This is a genomic window from Streptomyces sp. NPDC004629 (assembly GCF_042873595.1).
Classification (GTDB): domain Bacteria; phylum Actinomycetota; class Actinomycetes; order Streptomycetales; family Streptomycetaceae; genus Streptomyces.
This window is the reverse complement of the sequence record NZ_JBIALO010000031.1, coordinates 23,715-39,656: the sequence shown is the minus strand read 5'-3', so window position 1 is coordinate 39,656 and position 15,942 is coordinate 23,715. Positions and strand designations below refer to the sequence as shown.

Below are 15,942 nucleotides of genomic sequence, written 5' to 3'. Positions count from 1 at the left end.
CCTCCTGCTGTCCACCCGATTCAACGCGGCAGAGCGTCAACAGCTACGCGCAAGTCCGCCGCAAAGGATGGCAGTTCATGGCAGATCACGGGGCAGATATCCGATTTGTGGCCAAACACTGCGTGGCGGGACCGTCACAACCGGTACGTTCTTGCTCGCCGGAACAGGATGCCACACGCACAACTCACCTCGGATCCGGCATGGTTCGACGGTTCGCACGAGAGGACCCCCGGCCATGACGTCGTCAACGGTGACCTCGTCACAGCCCGACCGCCCACCGCGGCCGAACCTCGCCTTCCGGCGACTGCGTGGCCGGCGTTCACCCGCCGAGTTCGCGGCGCTGGTACGGCGGGCCGCTCGCGAGATCGGCGAGCGGGTGAGCTGTGACGCGCGCTATGTCGGCCGGGTGGAGGCGGGTGAGATCCGCTGCCCGAACTACGCGTACGAACGGGTGTTCCTGCACATGTTCCCCGGCCGCACGCTCGCCGACCTCGGCTTCGCGCCCCGGTCGTCCGTCCGCGGACGCGGGGCACGCCCGGCCGGGGACGCAGCACCCTCGCGCGGCACCGACCCGGTGCCCACCGCGGGTGCCACGGGGGCGGCCGTCGAACGGTATGACACGCAGGACCCGTACGAGACGCACGAGAACCACGAGGAGAGCGACGTGCTGCGTCGCGCATTCATGACCGGCGGGGGCGCCACGGTGGCCGCCGCCCTGGGGCCCTTCGGCCTCACCATCGACGCCGCGGCCACGCCCGCGGACCGGCCGCCGCGGCGCGCCGGATCGGCGGAGGCGGCCGCTCTCGAAGAGGCCGTCCGCCGGATCCGGCTGCTGGACGACCGGCACGGCGCGGACGGCCTCTACCGGCGCGCGGCGGCCCCTCTGCGCGCCGCGTACGCGCTGCTGGACGCCGGTGCGACCCGGCAGGCCACCGCCGACCGGCTGCACTCGGGCGCCGGTGAACTCGCCATCTCGGTGGGCTGGCTGGCGCACGACTCCGGCCGCTTCGACGACGCGCGCTCGCACTACGCGGAGGCGCTGGCGACCGCCCGGGTGACCGGGGACCCGGCCCTGGAGGCGCACGCCTTCTGCAACACGGCGTTCCTCGCACGGGACGCCGGACGGCCGCGGGAGGCGGTGCGGGCGGCGCAGGCCGCACAGCGGGTGGGGCGCCCGCTCGGCTCCGCGCGCCTGATGTCGCTGCTCGCGCTCCGCGAGGCGGGCGGCTGGGCCGGGCTCGCCGACCGCATCGGCTGCGAACAGGCGCTGGCCCGCGCACACGCCCTCTTCGCGCGGGGCCCCTCGGACGGCGACCCCGAGTGGATGACGTTCTACGGAGAGGCCGAACTGGAAGGGCTTGAGGCCCAGTGCTGGTCGACGCTGGGCGACTGGCCCCGCGCGGCCCGGCACGCGCGCCGCGCGGCCCGGCTCCAGGACCCGCACTTCACCCGGAACATCGCCCTGTACACGGCGGAACTGGCCGACGACCTCGCGCGCGGGGGCCTCCCCGACGAGGCCGCGCAGGCCGGGCTGCGGGTCCTGGAGCTGCTGGACCAGGTCCAGTCGTCCCGTATCCAGACGATGCTGGCCGGGACGGCACGCGTACTGCTGCCGCACCGCGGGGCCTTCGGGGTCTCCGAGTTCCTGGAGCGGCACGCCTCACTGCCGCGCGGTGTGTGACTCCGCTCACTCGGCGAGGTGCCCCTGGTCGTTCCAGCTTTCGATCGCCGGTTCGCCGTACGCCCAGCCGAGGACCGACAGCGACGTGGGGTTGAGGCGGATGCGTGCGGCGAAGTCCAGGGGCAGGCCCAGCCACCGCGCCCCTATGGAGCGCAGGATGTGCCCGTGGGCGAAGACCAGGATGTCGCGGTCCGCCGACCGGGCCCAGGCCACCACCTGGTCCGCGCGGGCCGTCACCTCGGCCGGGCTCTCCCCCTCGGGGACGCCGTCGCGCCAGATGAGCCAGCCCGGACGGACGGCCTGGATCTCGGCGGGGGTCATGCCCTCGTAGGCGCCGTAGTCCCACTCCAGGAGCGCGTCCCAGGTGTCGGCCCGCTCGCCGAACCCGGCGAGTTCACAGGTCTCACGCGCGCGTGCCAGCGGGCTGGTGCGCACCTCGGCCCCGGGCAGGCCGTCCAAGGGCGCCCGGTGCAGCCGTTCGCCGAGCAGCTTGGCGCCCCGGCGCCCCTCCTCCAGGAGCGGCACGTCGGTCCTGCCGGTGTGCTGGCCGGACAGCGACCACTGTGTCTGTCCGTGCCGGGCCAACAGGATGCGCGGTGCCATGACGGGGACCTTTCGGGACGGGCGACGGAGCGGGAAACGAGCGAGAACGGAAGCGGAACCCGTCCATCATCGCGCACGCCCGGCAGGGGCAACCCGGCGGGCGATCTCGGCGTCTTTGAGGGCTGGAACGCCCCAGGCACGGGCGGACCACGTACACCGTAAAGTGGCACGGTCGGCCCGCGGGGCGCCGCGCGGGAAGAGGGGGAGGGCGATCGGATGCCGCAGACCGAGACACCGGGCACCAGGGTGCTCTCGCGGTTCCGGCTGCGGTGGTGGACCGAACTTCCGCTGATCCTGCTGGTGTATGGCTGCTACTCGGCCGGCCGGCTGCTCGCCCGGGGGGATGTCTCGACCGCCGTCGATCACGGGCTGGCGATCCTGCGCATCGAGAAGTTCCTGTACATCAACGCCGAGCACCCGCTCAACCGGCTGTTCACGCGCGAGGCGTGGCTCGGCGTGCCCGCCGACTTCTGGTACGCGTCCCTGCACTACCTGGTCACGCCGGTCATCCTGATCTGGGTCTTCCGGTTCCGGGACACGCACTACCGCGCGGCCCGCACCTGGCTGATGACGTCCACGTTCATCGGCCTGATCGGCTTCACCCTGCTGCCCACCTGCCCACCACGGCTGCTCTCGCCGGAACACGGCTTCGTCGACACGATGGCCCAGTACAGCTCGTACGGCTGGTGGGGCGGCCAGGCCAGCGCCCCGCGCGGGCTGGGCAGCATGACGAACCAGTACGCGGCCATGCCGAGCCTGCACGTCGGCTGGTCACTGTGGTGCGGGGTGATGCTGTGGCGGTACGGCGGCACCCGCCTCACCAAGGTCCTCGGCGTCGCCTACCCGCTGCTGACCACGATCGTGGTCATGGGCACCGCCAACCACTATCTGCTGGACGCGGTCGCGGGCGCCGTCGTGATGGGCGCCGGGCTGCTGCTCGCGCCGTATGTGACGCGGGCCGTCGCCGCGGCGCGGGCCCGTCTCGCACCGCCCGTCGCACAGGCCGGGAACGCGCTGCGGGCCAGGCTCGCCCCGGCCGCCCCCGCCGGCACGGGACGCTCCGGTGGCACTGGTTCCCCGATTGTCGGTGGCGGATGCCAGACTTCGACGGGTGAACGATTTCCACGGCAGCGCGAGGATCGGCTCGGGTCCGGAGCCGGGCCGGACAACTCCCCCAGGGACGCGGGAGACGCCACCCCGGACTGGAGTGTCCCCCACTCCGGCGAAGTCGAAAGTCTGGGGAAGACTCGCTGAACTGCGCGGCGGCCCCGACGTCCCGGCCAAGGCGCTGGACGCGCGCGCCCTCGCCGCGCTCGCCGCGAACCCGGGTTGCCGCAGGCGGGCGATCCTGGACAGTGCCGGAATCGACAAGACCGCGCTGGCCGAGGCGCTGGGCGCACCGGCCGTCTTCGGCCAGTCCCAGTTCGCCCTGACCCGCGGCAACGCCTTCGAGGCGCGGGTGAAGGCCGACGCCGGCGCGGAACTGCTGCGGCTCGTGCACACCACGCTCGACCCGGCCGCCGAGCCGCCACGGGAGGCCGCCGTCCCCGACCTGGCCGCGATCGGCCCCGAGGGGCGCACGGCCCGTACGGCGCTGGCGCTGCGCGAGGCCACCACCGCCCCCGGCACCTGGACGCTGCTCGACCATCCGATGCTGGCCCTCGACGTCGCGGGCTCCCCCACGTTCCTGGAACCGGACGCCGTGGTCGTGCACCCGGACGGCAGCTGGTCCGTCGTGGAGATCAAGTCCTTCCCGATGCTGGACGGTGCGGCGGACCCGGCGAAGGTGGGTGCCGCCGCCCGGCAGGCCGCGGTGTACGTGCTGGCCCTGGAGGAGGTCGCCGCCCGCCTCGATGCGGCCCCGCGGGTGCGCCACCGGATCCTCCTGGTCTGCCCCAAGGACTTCTCCAACCTGCCCGCCGCCTCCGCCGTCGACGTCCGCAAGCAGCGCGCCGTCACCGCCCGCCAGCTGGCCCGGCTCACCCGCATCCAGGACATCGCCGACGCCCTGCCCGAGGGCACCTGCTTCGCCCCCGACCGGCCCGCCACCGAGCTGACGGCCGCGGTCGACTCGGTGCCGGCGACGTACGCACCCGAGTGCCTGGCCGCCTGCGAACTCGCCTTCCACTGCCGCGCACGCTCCCGCGCGGCCGGCGCGGTCACCGCACTCGGCCGTCCGCTGCGCGCCGAGCTGGGCGGTCTGACCACGGTCGAGGACGTGCTGTCGGCGGCCCGCGGCGCGAGCGGCGACCCGGACGACGCGGCGGTCGCCGCGCTGCGCCGGGCGGCGGCCCTGCGCGCGGAGGCGCTGCACGCGGCTGCACCGGGCGAGTCGGCGCTTCCCGGAGCGCGGGCCGGCCGGGAGGTGGCCCCTTGTCGCTGATCGCCACCCTCGGCCGGCTGGAGGCCGTGGCGGGGGGGCGGGGGCCGCCCCCCCCCCCCCCGGGGGCGCCCCCCACCCCCCCCCCCCCCCCGGGGGTTTGTGCCCCGGACCACCCCCGCGGGGCCCGGGGCCCCCCCGCGGCCCCGCGGGGGCCCCGGGCGGGGGGGGGGGGGGGGGGGGGGCCCGTGGGGGCGCCCCCCCCCCCGGGGCGGGGGGGGGGCGGGGGGGGGGGGGGGGGCCCGCCCCCCCGCCACCGTGCGGCACCGTCATCTGTCCGACCGGCCCCTGGTGTTCGTGCCGCTGACCACCGCAGGCGAGGCCGGTGCCCCGCTCGGCGCCCTGGTCGGCACCGACCGGGACGCGCCCCGCCTGCTGGTCGTACCGCAGCCGCGCGACCGTGACCTGCGCTTCGCCTTCTTCGCCGAACTCGCCGACATCGTCCTGCCGCACCTCGACGGGTACGCCGACCTGGTCGAAGACGCGGAGCGCACCGAGACCGACCCGGAGACCGGCAAGCGGGTCAAGGTCCTCACGGAACTGTGCGCGGACGCGCCCCAGCTGATCGTGCCGAGCCGCGCGGGCGTCGACTTCGTACGGCTGCTGGGCCGCTCCACGCGCTTTCGCCGCACGGCCGAGCAGGACCCGCAGGCGCCGTACCCCGCGCCGCCGCGGGTGCCGCTGCTCGGCCGGTGGCTGACCCACTTCGCGGAGCGCGCCCGGGTGCCCGGCTCCTCGCTGCTGCTCGCGCTGACCGACGTGCTGGCCCGGCACTGGGCGACCGGCCAGTCGAGCCTGGAGGACCAGCACCTGGGCGCACTGCTGGCCTGGATCGATCCGCCCGACGGCGAGTCGGGCGCCGCGGCGGCCGAGCGGGTGGAGCGGGCGCGGGACACCGCGGGACAGTTGCTGCACCCGCCCGCGGGCCCCGCCACCGACCCGGCCTTCGACAACCGGCTGCTGGCCCCCGCCATCGAGCGCCACCACCGCGCCCGCACAGCCCTCGCGGCAGCCGAGGACGGTCTGGAGGCCGACGTACGGCTCGGTGCGGTCACCGCCGCCGAACGGGAGATCCACGCCCTGGTCGAGAGCCGTACGCGGCCCACCTGGGACGCCGTGTGGCGCGGGCTCGACCTGCTGCGGACGCTGCCCGAGGGCGCGCATGTCGAGGAGCGGTGGACCCGGGACCGCTGGTCGTTCACCGGCCACCGCGACCGGGTGCGGGCCGGCGAGCCCCCGCAGCCGCGCCGCGACGACGCGGTCACCGCGGCGAACAAGCTGGCCGCGCGCGAGCGCGAACAGGCCCGCCTTGAGGCTCAGGAAGCCCTCGACGACCCGCTGGTGATGGCCGGGCGGCGGCTGGCCGGGGAGGCGTTCGCGGGCGAGGTCACGGATGTGGTCATGGCGTACAGCGAAGGCAAGCGGCCCAGTCCGCGCCCGCTGGTCACCGTCCGCACGGACGACCGGCCGCACCTCGGGGAGCGGGCGAAGGCGTACCGCTCGCTGGGCGGCAGACCGCAGTCGGCTCAGTTCGCCGGGTACGAGGGCGAGGGGCTGATCGTGCTGCGGATCCTGGACAAGATGGGCCGCGGCAAGGAGCCCGAGGCCGGGTCCGTGCCGGAGAAGGGCGACCGGCTGTGCTTCACGCTGTTCGAGCACGACCAGCGCGGCGGGGCGAAGCTGCCCGACCCGGAGCAGACCCCGTGGACGCACGGCGGGCCGCCCGGCGAGGCCGTGCCGGAGGCCGCCGATCCCGTCACCGAGGAGGACGTGCTGTGACCGAGGGCAGAACGGCGGGCACCTTCGACCCCGGTGCCTCGGCGGCCCGGGCCACCGAGGCGATCCTCCACGACACCCTGCACGGCGAGCACCGGGGCGTGGTGGTCGACTCCCCGCCCGGCGCCGGCAAGTCCACGCTCGTGGTCCGTGCCGCGCTCGAACTCGCCGATGCCGGGCGGTCGCTGATGGTGGTCGCGCAGACCAACGCGCAGGTCGACGACCTGGTCCTGCGGCTCGCCGAGAAGAACCCGGAGCTGCCCGTGGGCCGGCTGCACAGCAGCGACGCCGACCCGTACGACAAGGCGCTGGACGAGCTGCCGAGCGTGCGCACATCGGCGAAGGCGGCGGACCTGGCCGACGTTCCGGTGGTGCTGTCCACGGCCGCGAAGTGGGCGCATGTCACGGTGGACGAGCCGTGGCGGCACGCGATCGTCGACGAGGCGTACCAGATGCGCTCGGACGCGCTGCTCGCGGTGGCCGGGCTGTTCGAGCGGGCGCTGTTCGTGGGCGACCCGGGCCAGCTGGACCCGTTCGCGATCGTGGGCAGCGAGCAGTGGGCGGGGCTGTCGTACGACCCGTCGGCGTCCGCCGTGACGACGCTGCTCGCGCACAATCCCGAACTGCCGCAGCACCGGCTGCCGGTGTCCTGGCGGCTGCCGGCCTCGGCGGCGCCCCTGGTCTCGGACGCGTTCTATCCGTACACGCCGTTCCGCAGCGGCACGGACCACGGCGACCGCGCGCTCGTCTTCGCCGTGCCGTCCGACGGCTCAGGACCCGACCGGGTGATCGACGAGGCGGCGGCCTCGGGCTGGGGCCTGCTGGAACTGCCCGCGCGGCACACACCGCGCACGGATCCGGAGGCGGTGCGGGCGGTGGCCGCGGTCGTCCGCCGGCTGCTGGACCGCGGGGGCGCGGCGACCTCCGAGCGCGGTACGGGGCCGGTCCCGCTCACCGCGGGCCGGATCGCCGTCGGCACGGCACACCGGGACCAGGCGGCGGCGGTGCGGGCGGCGCTGTCCGAACTGGGCGTCGCGGACGTCACGGTCGACACGGCGAACCGGTTGCAGGGCCGGGAGTACGACGTGACGGTGGTGCTGCACCCGCTGTCCGGCCGCCCCGACGCCACCGCCTTCCACCTGGAGACGGGCCGCCTGTGCGTGCTCGCCTCACGGCACCGGCACGCCTGCATCGTGGTGTGCCGGGCGGGCGTGACCGAACTCCTCGACGAGTACCCGTCGACCGACCCGGTCCAGCTCGGCACGCTGGTGAAATTCCCGGACGGCTGGGAGGCGAACCATGCGGTACTGGCCCACCTGGCAGAACACCGAGTCCCCTGGCAGCCATGAGCTGCGGTGACGCGTTGGTCATGTGACTGGCACGGAGCATGACCAGGGACCGGGGGATCCACTTTATGCAGGGACACGCATAGTCGCGGTCCCGCATAGACGCGTCGCGCCACCCCCTCTACTGTCGTTGGCCAGGCGGCCCAAACGGGGCCGGAGCAAGGGGGTTTGGCATGTCCGAACGTTCTGCACTCACCCGGCTCGCGGGCAACGGCAACGGGGAGTGCGGGGAGAAGGACTGCCCGAACGTGTACCGCACGGCGACCGGATCGTTCGTGGTGCAGGGCGACGTGTCCGACGCCTTCACCCCGCCCACTGGGGAAGGGCTCGTGGAGATCCCGGAGGCGGTTCTCAGGGAGGCGTTCCGTGCACTTGGATGGTGACGCGTGGAATGACTGCTTCGATTCCATGGAGCGTGAGGCGTGGCGGCTGGAAACGCTGCCCGTCTACACCATGCCCCAGGAAGCGGAGAAGCTGAAGCGTTTTCTCGCCGGGGAGAAGTCGCCCGACGATTACACGTCGGCCTGGATGGACGAGGTTCGGCAATGGGCCTCGGAAGGAAAGAGTGTCGGCAGGGTCCATGTCGTGACCCGCCCGCTCTCCGACTATCTCCGGTTCGAGTTCGAGTATTATTACCGGCACCACGTAAAGACGGGCGAGGATATCCGCATTCTCGACCTCACCGACCGGGAGAACCCGGGACTTCCGGATCAGGATTTCTGGATGTTCGATGAGTCCAAGGTGGTCCTGATGAATTACCGGGCGGACGGGACGCAGATAAACCGGGAACTGTACGAGGGTGATCCGGAGCCGTACCGACAGTGGAAGCGGATTGCTGTTGCCGAGTCGGTTCCATTCCTGGAGTACGTGAGCGGGTGACGTTCGACCCTGAGCAGTTGGGGCAGCCGAAGCAGGAACTTGCGGCCCTGCTGAAAGTACTACGCAAGCGAGCCGGCCTCACTGGGGACCGGCTCGCTCGGCGTTGCAACATGTCCCAATCGAAGATCAGTCGGATCGAGAATGGGAAAGCCCAACCGAGCCTGCTGGACCTGGAGAGAATCCTCCGGGCCGTCGTGGCTCCGCCCGAGGTCATCGAGGAGGTCATCGCCCTTGCAAGGCTGGCCAACACCGAATGGCAAGACCTGCGCTCGCTGCGGCGCAGGGGCCTGGAGAAGAAGCAGACTGAACTTGCAGCACTTGAATCCTCGTCTACGGAGTTCCGCTTCTTCCTGCTCTCGATGATTACAGGACTGCTGTCCACCCCCGAGTACATCCGGGCCAGCCTTGCTCATTCCCCGGCCGATGTCACTAAGACGATCGCGAGGAAGCTGGAGCGGCAGGAGGTTCTTTACGACACGAAGAAGCGGTTTACCTTCATCTTGACTGAGCAGGCTGTTAGGTGGCCGCTCCTGCCTCCGGCTGCGATGGCAATGCAGATTGACCGGCTGGCCTCACTGACTCACCTTACGAACGTGAAGCTCGGCGTCATCCCAATCGCGGGGTACAAGCCCATGACTCCGATGGACACCTGTTCTCCACGCTGGAAGATTATGCGTTGTTCGGGGACGAAGTACGGGCCTTGTTGGCGGAGTGGTCTGCCGCTTGCCGTTCATGATCTTTAGTCCATAACGAGAAAGAACTAGCATGGCTCTGCGGCTGTCGTACGACGGCGGTAGGACGTACGGCCCGGTGCACACGGTGAAGGTGAACCCGCGCAACGCGGTGATCTTGGGTTCGCCGACCAAGTACCCGCCGTGTGGGTGCCCTCGGTGCACGGGGCGCCTGTCGCCCCCGGGATCGGGGTGATGTCAGCGGCTGGAGCCGCCCCGGCTGCGCCTGTCGGCTGACGGCGAGATGGTCCCGCTGCACCGCTACGCGATCCCGACCACGAACCGCCGCGCGGTCACCTGGTCTCGCATCCAGCCGTACGACTTCCATGCCCAGCTCAGGGACGGGGCGTCGCTGGTCCTCGATGCTGTGGAGAAGATCCACCCCGCCGTGGGGGCGGCTGCGGAGGGACTGGAACGCTTTCTCGGGACATCCGTACAGGCCAACGTGTACGCCTCGTGGACCGAGCGGGAAGGCTTCGGCCGGCACTGGGACGACCACGATGTGGTGGTGGTCCAACTGCACGGCTCCAAGCGGTGGCGCCTGTGGGGGATGACCCGTGAAGCGCCCACCTTCCGGGACGTGGAGGCGCCGGAGGAGCCGGAGGGCGACCCTTTGGCAGACCTCGTTCTGTCCCCGGGTGACGTGCTCTACCTGCCGCGCGGGTGGTGGCACGCGGTCACCGCTGACCAGGGGACTGAATCCCTGCACCTCACATTCGGGATGGTCCCGCACACGGGCGCTGACCTGATGCTGTGGATCGTCGATCAACTCCGGGCGTCCCTCGCGCTGCGCAGGGACATTCCGCGCTTCGGCTCGCTGGCGGACCAGTCGGACTTCATCGACGCCGTACGCCGTGAGGTGGCCGACATGATGGCAGCCCCGCGCCTCGTGGAGCGGTGGGCAGAGTCGATCGACACGACCGACCTGGGCCACGCGATTCCGTCCCTGCCGTACGTCGACGGACTCCCCGCACGGGGCGAGATCACCGTCAAGCTCACCACTCCGAGGGGCCGCCTGACGGCGAACCCGACACAGGGCACGGTCACCTTCTCGGCGGCCGGTACCGCCTGGGACTTCACGGAGTCCGCCGCGCCTGCGCTGGGCACGCTGCTGACCAACCAGCCGACCACGCTGGGCGAGCTGGCCGACTCCGCCGGACTGGAGGTCAAGGAGGTGGCCGAACTGGTCTCCGTCCTCATCGACGGCCATGCCGTCGCAGTCGTGGGAACGGCGCTGTGACCGCCGCGCTCTGCCTGGGGACATACCGCGTGCGTGCCGTCAGTCAGGCGGCACGCACCGCCCTGGCAGCCGGTAGCCCCTGGGTGGACACAGCACCCAACTACGGTCGTGGTCGGGCGCATGAGGAACTGCGCCTGGTGCTCGGGGACTACCCCACCGTTCGGGTAGCTACGAAGACGGGGTTCTTCACCGAGGGACAGGGCCGCAGCGCCCTGGCTGAGGGCGTGCTCACCCGGGAAGGGGAGGCCAGGAGGCACAGCCTTGAACGGGACTTCGTCCGCTGGCAGACGGAGCACTCGTTGGCCGCGCTCGGGCGTGTGGACCTGGTGTTCGTGCACAACCCCGAGCACCACGGGCACGACCTTGACCGTGCCACTCTGCACGGGCGTGTACGGGAAGCCTTCACGGCGTTGGAAGAGTTCGCCCATGCGGGCAGGATCGGCGGGTACGGCGTCGCCACCTGGTCGGGCCTGACCTCCGGAGCGTTCAGCGTTCCCGAGCTGCTCGCGCTCGCCCGGCAGGCGGCGGGTTCCGCCGAGCACCACCTCACGGGCTTGCAGATGCCCGTCAGCCTGATCATGGATGCCCCGATCACACAGGCCCTGAACGGCGGCGGACCACTGGTGCAGGCGAAGGACGCCGGGCTGATCACGTTCGGCTCCGCGCCCCTGCACGGGGGCAAACTCCTTGAGGTCATGACACGCGAACTGGTGAACCTCATCCGTCCCGGCCTGTCGGCCGCAGCCGCTGCCCTGCTGACTGCTGGCTCGTGCCCCGGCCTCGATGTCGTTCTCACCTCCGCGAGCACCCGCGAGCACTGGGACGATGTGGCCAACGCTCTGGCTGCGCCGCTGACGGCCCAGGAACTCAGGAGGGTGACGGATGAACTCGCCTCTGAATAAGGAGGTACAGGCCCTGATGGGGGCCGCCCACGACCGGGCGGCCAGGGCTCTGGGGCTGACGTGCTCGGGTCCGCTGGCGTGGGGCTTCCTCGGTGTCACCCTCGGACGCCGGGCAGGGGACCGGTGGCTACGGGTCAGCCGGACGGCGAAGCGCAACGCGGGCAGGAAGGAAGGGGAGGGCATCGTCGGTGCCTCGGAGCTGGTGCCTGACGGCGTCCCGCGCCCCCGCCTGCACGGGGTGCACGACTGGACTGACGGCGAGTGGGCCTTCGAGGCGGAAGTCCTGGACTACCTCACGCAACCCGTGGTGTCCCCGGACCGGGCCGACATCGACCACGACCCCGGGTTGCCTGACGAGTGGTGGGCGGACCTTCGCCAAGCCCTTGCCCTGCTCGCCGAAGCGGAGGGCGTGAAGACGACCGTCCGGGACGGCTGGATCGAACGGGCCTTCCCCCAGTTTCTCGGCGTCCCGGCACCCGCCAAGGTGGAGCGGGTGACCGGTCACGGTGACCTGCACTGGGGCAACCTCACCGCCGCGCCCCTGTGCCTTCTGGACTGGGAGCGGTGGGGCTGGGTGCCGTTCGGTTACGACGCGGGACTCCTCCACGCGCATAGCCTGCTCGTTCCCGACGTAGCCGCCCGCATCCGCAAGGAGTTCGCGCCGATCCTCGACACCCCAGCCGGTCGAATCGGGGAACTCGCGGCCCTGGCAGAGATGCTGCAAGCCGTAGCCCGTGGCTGGTACCCCGATCTTGCGCCCCACCTCGTTGCCCGAGCGGAGGCACTCACGGGAGTGCGCCCGCCCGTTCCGGTGCGCTCCGAGGTGAGCGCCTGACCGCGTCGCTGTGCGCCCGCCTCAGGCGCTCTTACCGATGTGCCGGGACAGGGTTTTTGGCATGCCGGGCGGGCTATCGCTAGCTTGTCGTCGTCCACAACGGAGGGACGCCAGGCGTGTCCCAGAAGACCAGACCCCCCGCAATTTTCTGCTTCGGCCGGCATGGGGGCGGAAGGATGGGAGACCGGTTCTGGCTCGGACTCGGAATCGTCACCACGGAGTGTGACAACGGTGGCCGGCCGACCCGTCTTGCCCGACCGTTCCGCTCCGCGAACCTGTCCCAGTGGTGCTGATCCCGAGTGATCCGGTCCAGCGAAGTGACCATGATCGCGTCCCACTCGTGCCAGAGCGGGTCGTTCATCCAGCGGCCCAGCTTCGGCCGGTCGTCCAGGTTGACCACGCCGGACACACAGACATCCTCGACTTCCCCAGCCACGGTGCAGCGGCCTTCCTCGGCCGCACGGTCCAGCTCCTCACCCTGACGGAGCAGGGCGGAGCTGTCCTCGGTGTCACGGCTGATACGCCGCACCTTGAGGACCCCTCCTGGCAGAGCACCGAGTCCCCTGGCAGCCATGAGCACCCTGCGAGACGGCCGAAGCGCGTGACGGGGCCGCGTCACGACGGGCATGGGGGCCGGGTCGCGGCAGCATGTCGGTGGGACCGGGTCCGCGGTCGGGCGCCGGGTGAGGCCCGGGTCGTGTCCCGGCCCACCCCGTCCGAGCGATCGACGCCCGGCCCACCCCCGCCCCGGCGCCGGTCGGACAGCGGCGTGACGGAGGGATGAAACGGCGGTCGTCAGGTGGTTGTGGGGGCGCGGGAGAATGGAGGGGGGTGCAGCCTGAGGGGCGGCCCAGGAAACCGTACGAGGAGGACGAGACATGGCGGAGCCCACGCCGCGTCGGAACGAACCGCGGCTACGCCCCGCGCCCCTGCTCTTCGAGCCCGTGGCGGCGGTCGCCGATCCCGAGCACTTCTTCGATCTGGAGTCGATGGACGACCCCCGGGCCCTGCTGGCGCGGGCGACCGAGCTGGCCCAGGCGTTCCGCGCCGCCGCCGACCGTGCCGTGGAGTACCAGGCGATCGCGGCGGCCCAGCTGGCCGACCCGCGCCGCTTCGACCGGCTGACGCCCGCGGACATCGCCGAGCGGGCGGAATGGACCGAGGACTACGCCAAGAAGATGGTGGAGTTCGGCCGGGACCTGATGCGCGGGGCCGACGCCGAGGGGCGTGGCACCGCCGATCCCGTGTGACATCCGGGCGACGCCGGGGGCGGATGGCACCGCACCTGCCCCACGGCATATGCCAGGTGGCAAGATACTCCCCCTTCCGTCCTCCCGTCCCGAATTTTCGCAACTCACAGCGACGTAAATTTCACTGGCGGTAGATCTAGGTGCCATGAGCAGCACACGGAAGGTCACCACCGACGGCGCCGCCTGGCTCGCCTCCGCAGGAACGTATCCGCGCAGCACCCTCGCACTGTGGGAGGAGCGGCCCGACGCCCCGCTCGTCCTGCCCTGCGGCACCGCCTTCGACGTGGTGAACGCGCCGGCCATCTTCGGTCGCCGGATGCTGGACCGGCTGTGGGTCGAGGGCCCGGGGTGCGGGCCGGTCGCGGTCGTCCGGGGCCGTGTGCTCCTGTTCGCCGCCCCGGGCACGGCCCAGCGCCTGCCCTCGCTGCTGGCCTGGGAGGAGTGGGGCTGTGGGGGCCGCACCTGCGGCGTACCGCCACTGCTGTGCCACGGCACCGGGGACGCGGTGACCGTGCCGGCCCTGCGCGCCCCGGACGGCGAGGAGCGCGCCGCCCGCGACGGCTCCCGCTGGCTGGTCGCCCCCGACACCCGGCATCCGTGGCTTCCCGGCCCCGAGGTGGTGCTCTGGGCGGCGGTCCGGGCGGCCCGGGAAACCGTGCGGATATCGATTTTTCCTCCCGCCGACCAGGGTGCTAAGGTCTACGATGTCAGCAGGCGCCGCTAGCTCAGTTGGTTAGAGCAGCTGACTCTTAATCAGCGGGTCCGGGGTTCGAGTCCCTGGCGGCGCACGACGACGATGGCGAGGCATGTTCGCATCAACCGCGAACCCCTCGCCATCTCTGTTTTTGCACGGCTGCGTGTTTCGCACGGCCGCCCGGCACGCGCCGCACGGTCGCCCGGCACGCGCCGCAGGGCCTCACCCCTCGTTCTTCGGCCGGCTCAGCCCCTGACCGTCGGTGTGATCTTCACCGTCCACGCGCCGGACACCGTTCGGTCCTCCACCTCCACCCGGACGCCGTCCCCCGGCACCGTGAAGGTCTCGCCGAGCGCGACCGGTGCGTCGGCGAGCGGCGGGTAGACCGAACCCTCCCAGCACGCCTCGGTGCGCGGATGGGCGTCCACGACCTCCATCGGGCCGCTTCCGGACGCCGCACCGCTGTGCACCCGGTACACCAGCACACCCTGCCGGCAGACACCGTGGTCCCTCCCGGCGGGCCCGCGCGCCTCGACGGCCAGTGCGCTCTCGGCCCCGGTGCGCACGACGGCCAGCTTCACCCCGCCACCGAGGCCGAACGCCGGTGACCCGGCGGTCCCGGCGTCCGGTGGCTCCCCGGCGGCCAGCGGCTCCAGGGTCAGCCGGGTCGGTCCGGCGCCCCGTACGCACACCACCTGGCGGGGATCCAGCCAGCCCAGCTTCCACTTGTGCCAGGCGAACAGGTCCGGTGCCAGCCCGAACTGGCTGCCCATCAGGTCCCAGTCGCCGACGTAGGTGTCCCAGTCGCCCTTGCCGTCCACCGGGCGGTGGTAGAGGTCCGGGAGGTCGAAGACATGCCCGGTCTCGTGCGCGAGGACCAGCCGGTCCGGCGGATGGTCCTCGAAGACCGTGACGACCCGGCGTACGTCCGTGTCGTCCACCCGCACCGGGGTGTCCAGGTTGACGACCTTCGTCGCGTCGGAATCCACGCCGGGCGCGTCCGGATCGGCCACGAAGTAGACGATGTCGTAGCGCGAGAAGTCGACGTCCTGGTCGGCCACCGCGAACGCGTCCCGCAGATAGGCGGCCCGCTGCGCGGCGCTCCAGTCACGCCTTATGACGTAGGACGTCGAGGGGCGCGGCATGCGGAGCCAGCGCTTCAGCGGATGCGGGCGCAGGGTGAATCTGCCGTAGGAGACCTGTTCGAAGAAGCGGCTGGTGGCCGGGAAATGGTCGGCGGCCAGTTGGGCGGGCGTGCTGCGCGGGGCCGAGTCCGGGAACGAGAGGAACACCAGCACGGCGTCCAGCGGGCGGGTCGGGCGCGGATAGGCGGAGTTCCAGGTATCCACTCCCTCAGAGTGATGCGCGTCGGTCCGGTGCAGGGCGCACGGCGTCGTGGAGAACGGTTCGGCCACCGACGGGACGGTGAGGATCGACGTCGCGGCGAGCGCCGACATCGTGGTGAACACGGCGGCGGCACTGCGCAGATGGGGCGGCAAGGGGAGACCTCCGGGTGCGGTTGCACGGACACCGCACCCAGCCTGTGGGATTTTGCTCCACTACGCCCTGTTTGTCTGCACCAGAAGAGTGAGTACCCGTCACACCCTCGAATGGCCGACGCCTCA

The 15,942-nt window shown here is 71.9% G+C and carries 15 protein-coding genes, 1 tRNA gene and 1 pseudogene; 14 read left to right on the top strand and 3 right to left on the bottom strand.

Annotated elements, in window-relative coordinates; translation table 11 throughout:
* Positions 1-235 precede the first annotated feature (235 nt).
* A complete protein-coding gene (locus ACFYTE_RS34215) occupies positions 236-1,681 on the top strand; it encodes a hypothetical protein (RefSeq protein WP_388719034.1) in 1,446 nt (481 codons plus the stop codon).
* Between the two features lie 6 nt (positions 1,682-1,687).
* Here ACFYTE_RS34215 and ACFYTE_RS34210 read toward each other — a convergent pair whose 3' ends face one another.
* On the bottom strand, positions 1,688-2,284 hold the full coding sequence (locus ACFYTE_RS34210) for a histidine phosphatase family protein (RefSeq protein WP_388719032.1): 597 nt from the start codon (positions 2,282-2,284) through the stop codon (positions 1,688-1,690).
* Between the two features lie 216 nt (positions 2,285-2,500).
* Between ACFYTE_RS34210 and ACFYTE_RS34205 the strand changes: the two genes are divergently transcribed.
* From ACFYTE_RS34205 to ACFYTE_RS34160, 10 genes and pseudogenes are all read left to right on the top strand, one after another.
* Positions 2,501-3,538 (top strand): phosphatase PAP2 family protein, encoded by a 1,038-nt coding sequence (locus ACFYTE_RS34205; protein WP_388719031.1) that lies wholly within the window; start codon positions 2,501-2,503, stop codon positions 3,536-3,538.
* The gene (locus ACFYTE_RS34200) at positions 3,492-4,667 is read left to right on the top strand and encodes a hypothetical protein (protein WP_388719029.1); all 1,176 of its coding nucleotides are present in this window, start codon (positions 3,492-3,494) and stop codon (positions 4,665-4,667) included. Before ACFYTE_RS34205 ends, ACFYTE_RS34200 begins: the two co-directional genes overlap by 47 nt.
* A gap of 255 nt (positions 4,668-4,922) precedes the next feature.
* Positions 4,923-6,443 (top strand): hypothetical protein, encoded by a 1,521-nt coding sequence (locus ACFYTE_RS34195; RefSeq protein ID WP_388719027.1) that lies wholly within the window; start codon positions 4,923-4,925, stop codon positions 6,441-6,443.
* A complete protein-coding gene (locus ACFYTE_RS34190; protein WP_388719025.1) occupies positions 6,440-7,789 on the top strand; it encodes an AAA domain-containing protein in 1,350 nt (449 codons plus the stop codon). The genes ACFYTE_RS34195 and ACFYTE_RS34190 overlap by 4 nt, the downstream gene beginning before the upstream one ends.
* 170 nt (positions 7,790-7,959) lie before the next feature.
* Positions 7,960-8,169, top strand: a complete 210-nt coding sequence (locus ACFYTE_RS34185) for a hypothetical protein (RefSeq protein ID WP_388719023.1) — start codon at positions 7,960-7,962, stop codon at positions 8,167-8,169.
* Complete coding sequence (locus ACFYTE_RS34180; RefSeq protein ID WP_388719021.1) at positions 8,153-8,665, top strand: DUF6879 family protein; 513 nt, start codon at positions 8,153-8,155, stop codon at positions 8,663-8,665. Before ACFYTE_RS34185 ends, ACFYTE_RS34180 begins: the two co-directional genes overlap by 17 nt.
* The gene (locus tag ACFYTE_RS34175) at positions 8,662-9,408 is read left to right on the top strand and encodes a Scr1 family TA system antitoxin-like transcriptional regulator (protein WP_388719019.1); all 747 of its coding nucleotides are present in this window, start codon (positions 8,662-8,664) and stop codon (positions 9,406-9,408) included. Before ACFYTE_RS34180 ends, ACFYTE_RS34175 begins: the two co-directional genes overlap by 4 nt.
* Before the next feature lie 187 nt (positions 9,409-9,595).
* Positions 9,596-10,636 (top strand): annotated as a pseudogene (locus ACFYTE_RS34170) (cupin domain-containing protein); the annotation flags it as partial.
* Positions 10,633-11,538 carry an aldo/keto reductase gene (locus ACFYTE_RS34165; protein ID WP_388719017.1) on the top strand — a complete coding sequence of 302 codons (906 nt, stop codon included), beginning with the start codon at positions 10,633-10,635 and terminating at the stop codon, positions 11,536-11,538. The pseudogene ACFYTE_RS34170 and the gene ACFYTE_RS34165, both read left to right, overlap by 4 nt.
* A complete protein-coding gene (locus ACFYTE_RS34160; protein WP_388719015.1) occupies positions 11,519-12,373 on the top strand; it encodes a hypothetical protein in 855 nt (284 codons plus the stop codon). Before ACFYTE_RS34165 ends, ACFYTE_RS34160 begins: the two co-directional genes overlap by 20 nt.
* A gap of 79 nt (positions 12,374-12,452) precedes the next feature.
* Here ACFYTE_RS34160 and ACFYTE_RS34155 read toward each other — a convergent pair whose 3' ends face one another.
* The gene (locus tag ACFYTE_RS34155) at positions 12,453-12,947 is read right to left on the bottom strand and encodes a recombinase family protein (RefSeq protein ID WP_388719013.1); all 495 of its coding nucleotides are present in this window, start codon (positions 12,945-12,947) and stop codon (positions 12,453-12,455) included.
* A 304-nt stretch (positions 12,948-13,251) separates the two neighbouring features.
* On the opposite strand from ACFYTE_RS34155, the gene ACFYTE_RS34150 reads away from it, so the two are divergent.
* The 3 genes from ACFYTE_RS34150 (at position 13,252) to ACFYTE_RS34140 (ending at position 14,411) form a co-directional block, all read left to right on the top strand.
* A complete protein-coding gene (locus ACFYTE_RS34150) occupies positions 13,252-13,623 on the top strand; it encodes a hypothetical protein (RefSeq protein ID WP_388719011.1) in 372 nt (123 codons plus the stop codon).
* A 145-nt stretch (positions 13,624-13,768) separates the two neighbouring features.
* A complete protein-coding gene (locus ACFYTE_RS34145) occupies positions 13,769-14,347 on the top strand; it encodes a bifunctional DNA primase/polymerase (protein WP_388719009.1) in 579 nt (192 codons plus the stop codon).
* Positions 14,338-14,411: transfer RNA gene (locus tag ACFYTE_RS34140), tRNA-Lys, on the top strand. The genes ACFYTE_RS34145 and ACFYTE_RS34140 overlap by 10 nt, the downstream gene beginning before the upstream one ends.
* A gap of 151 nt (positions 14,412-14,562) precedes the next feature.
* On the opposite strand, the gene ACFYTE_RS34135 is transcribed toward ACFYTE_RS34140, so the two are convergent.
* Positions 14,563-15,774 carry a M6 family metalloprotease domain-containing protein gene (locus ACFYTE_RS34135; RefSeq protein ID WP_388719141.1) on the bottom strand — a complete coding sequence of 404 codons (1,212 nt, stop codon included), beginning with the start codon at positions 15,772-15,774 and terminating at the stop codon, positions 14,563-14,565.
* Positions 15,775-15,942 lie beyond the last annotated feature (168 nt).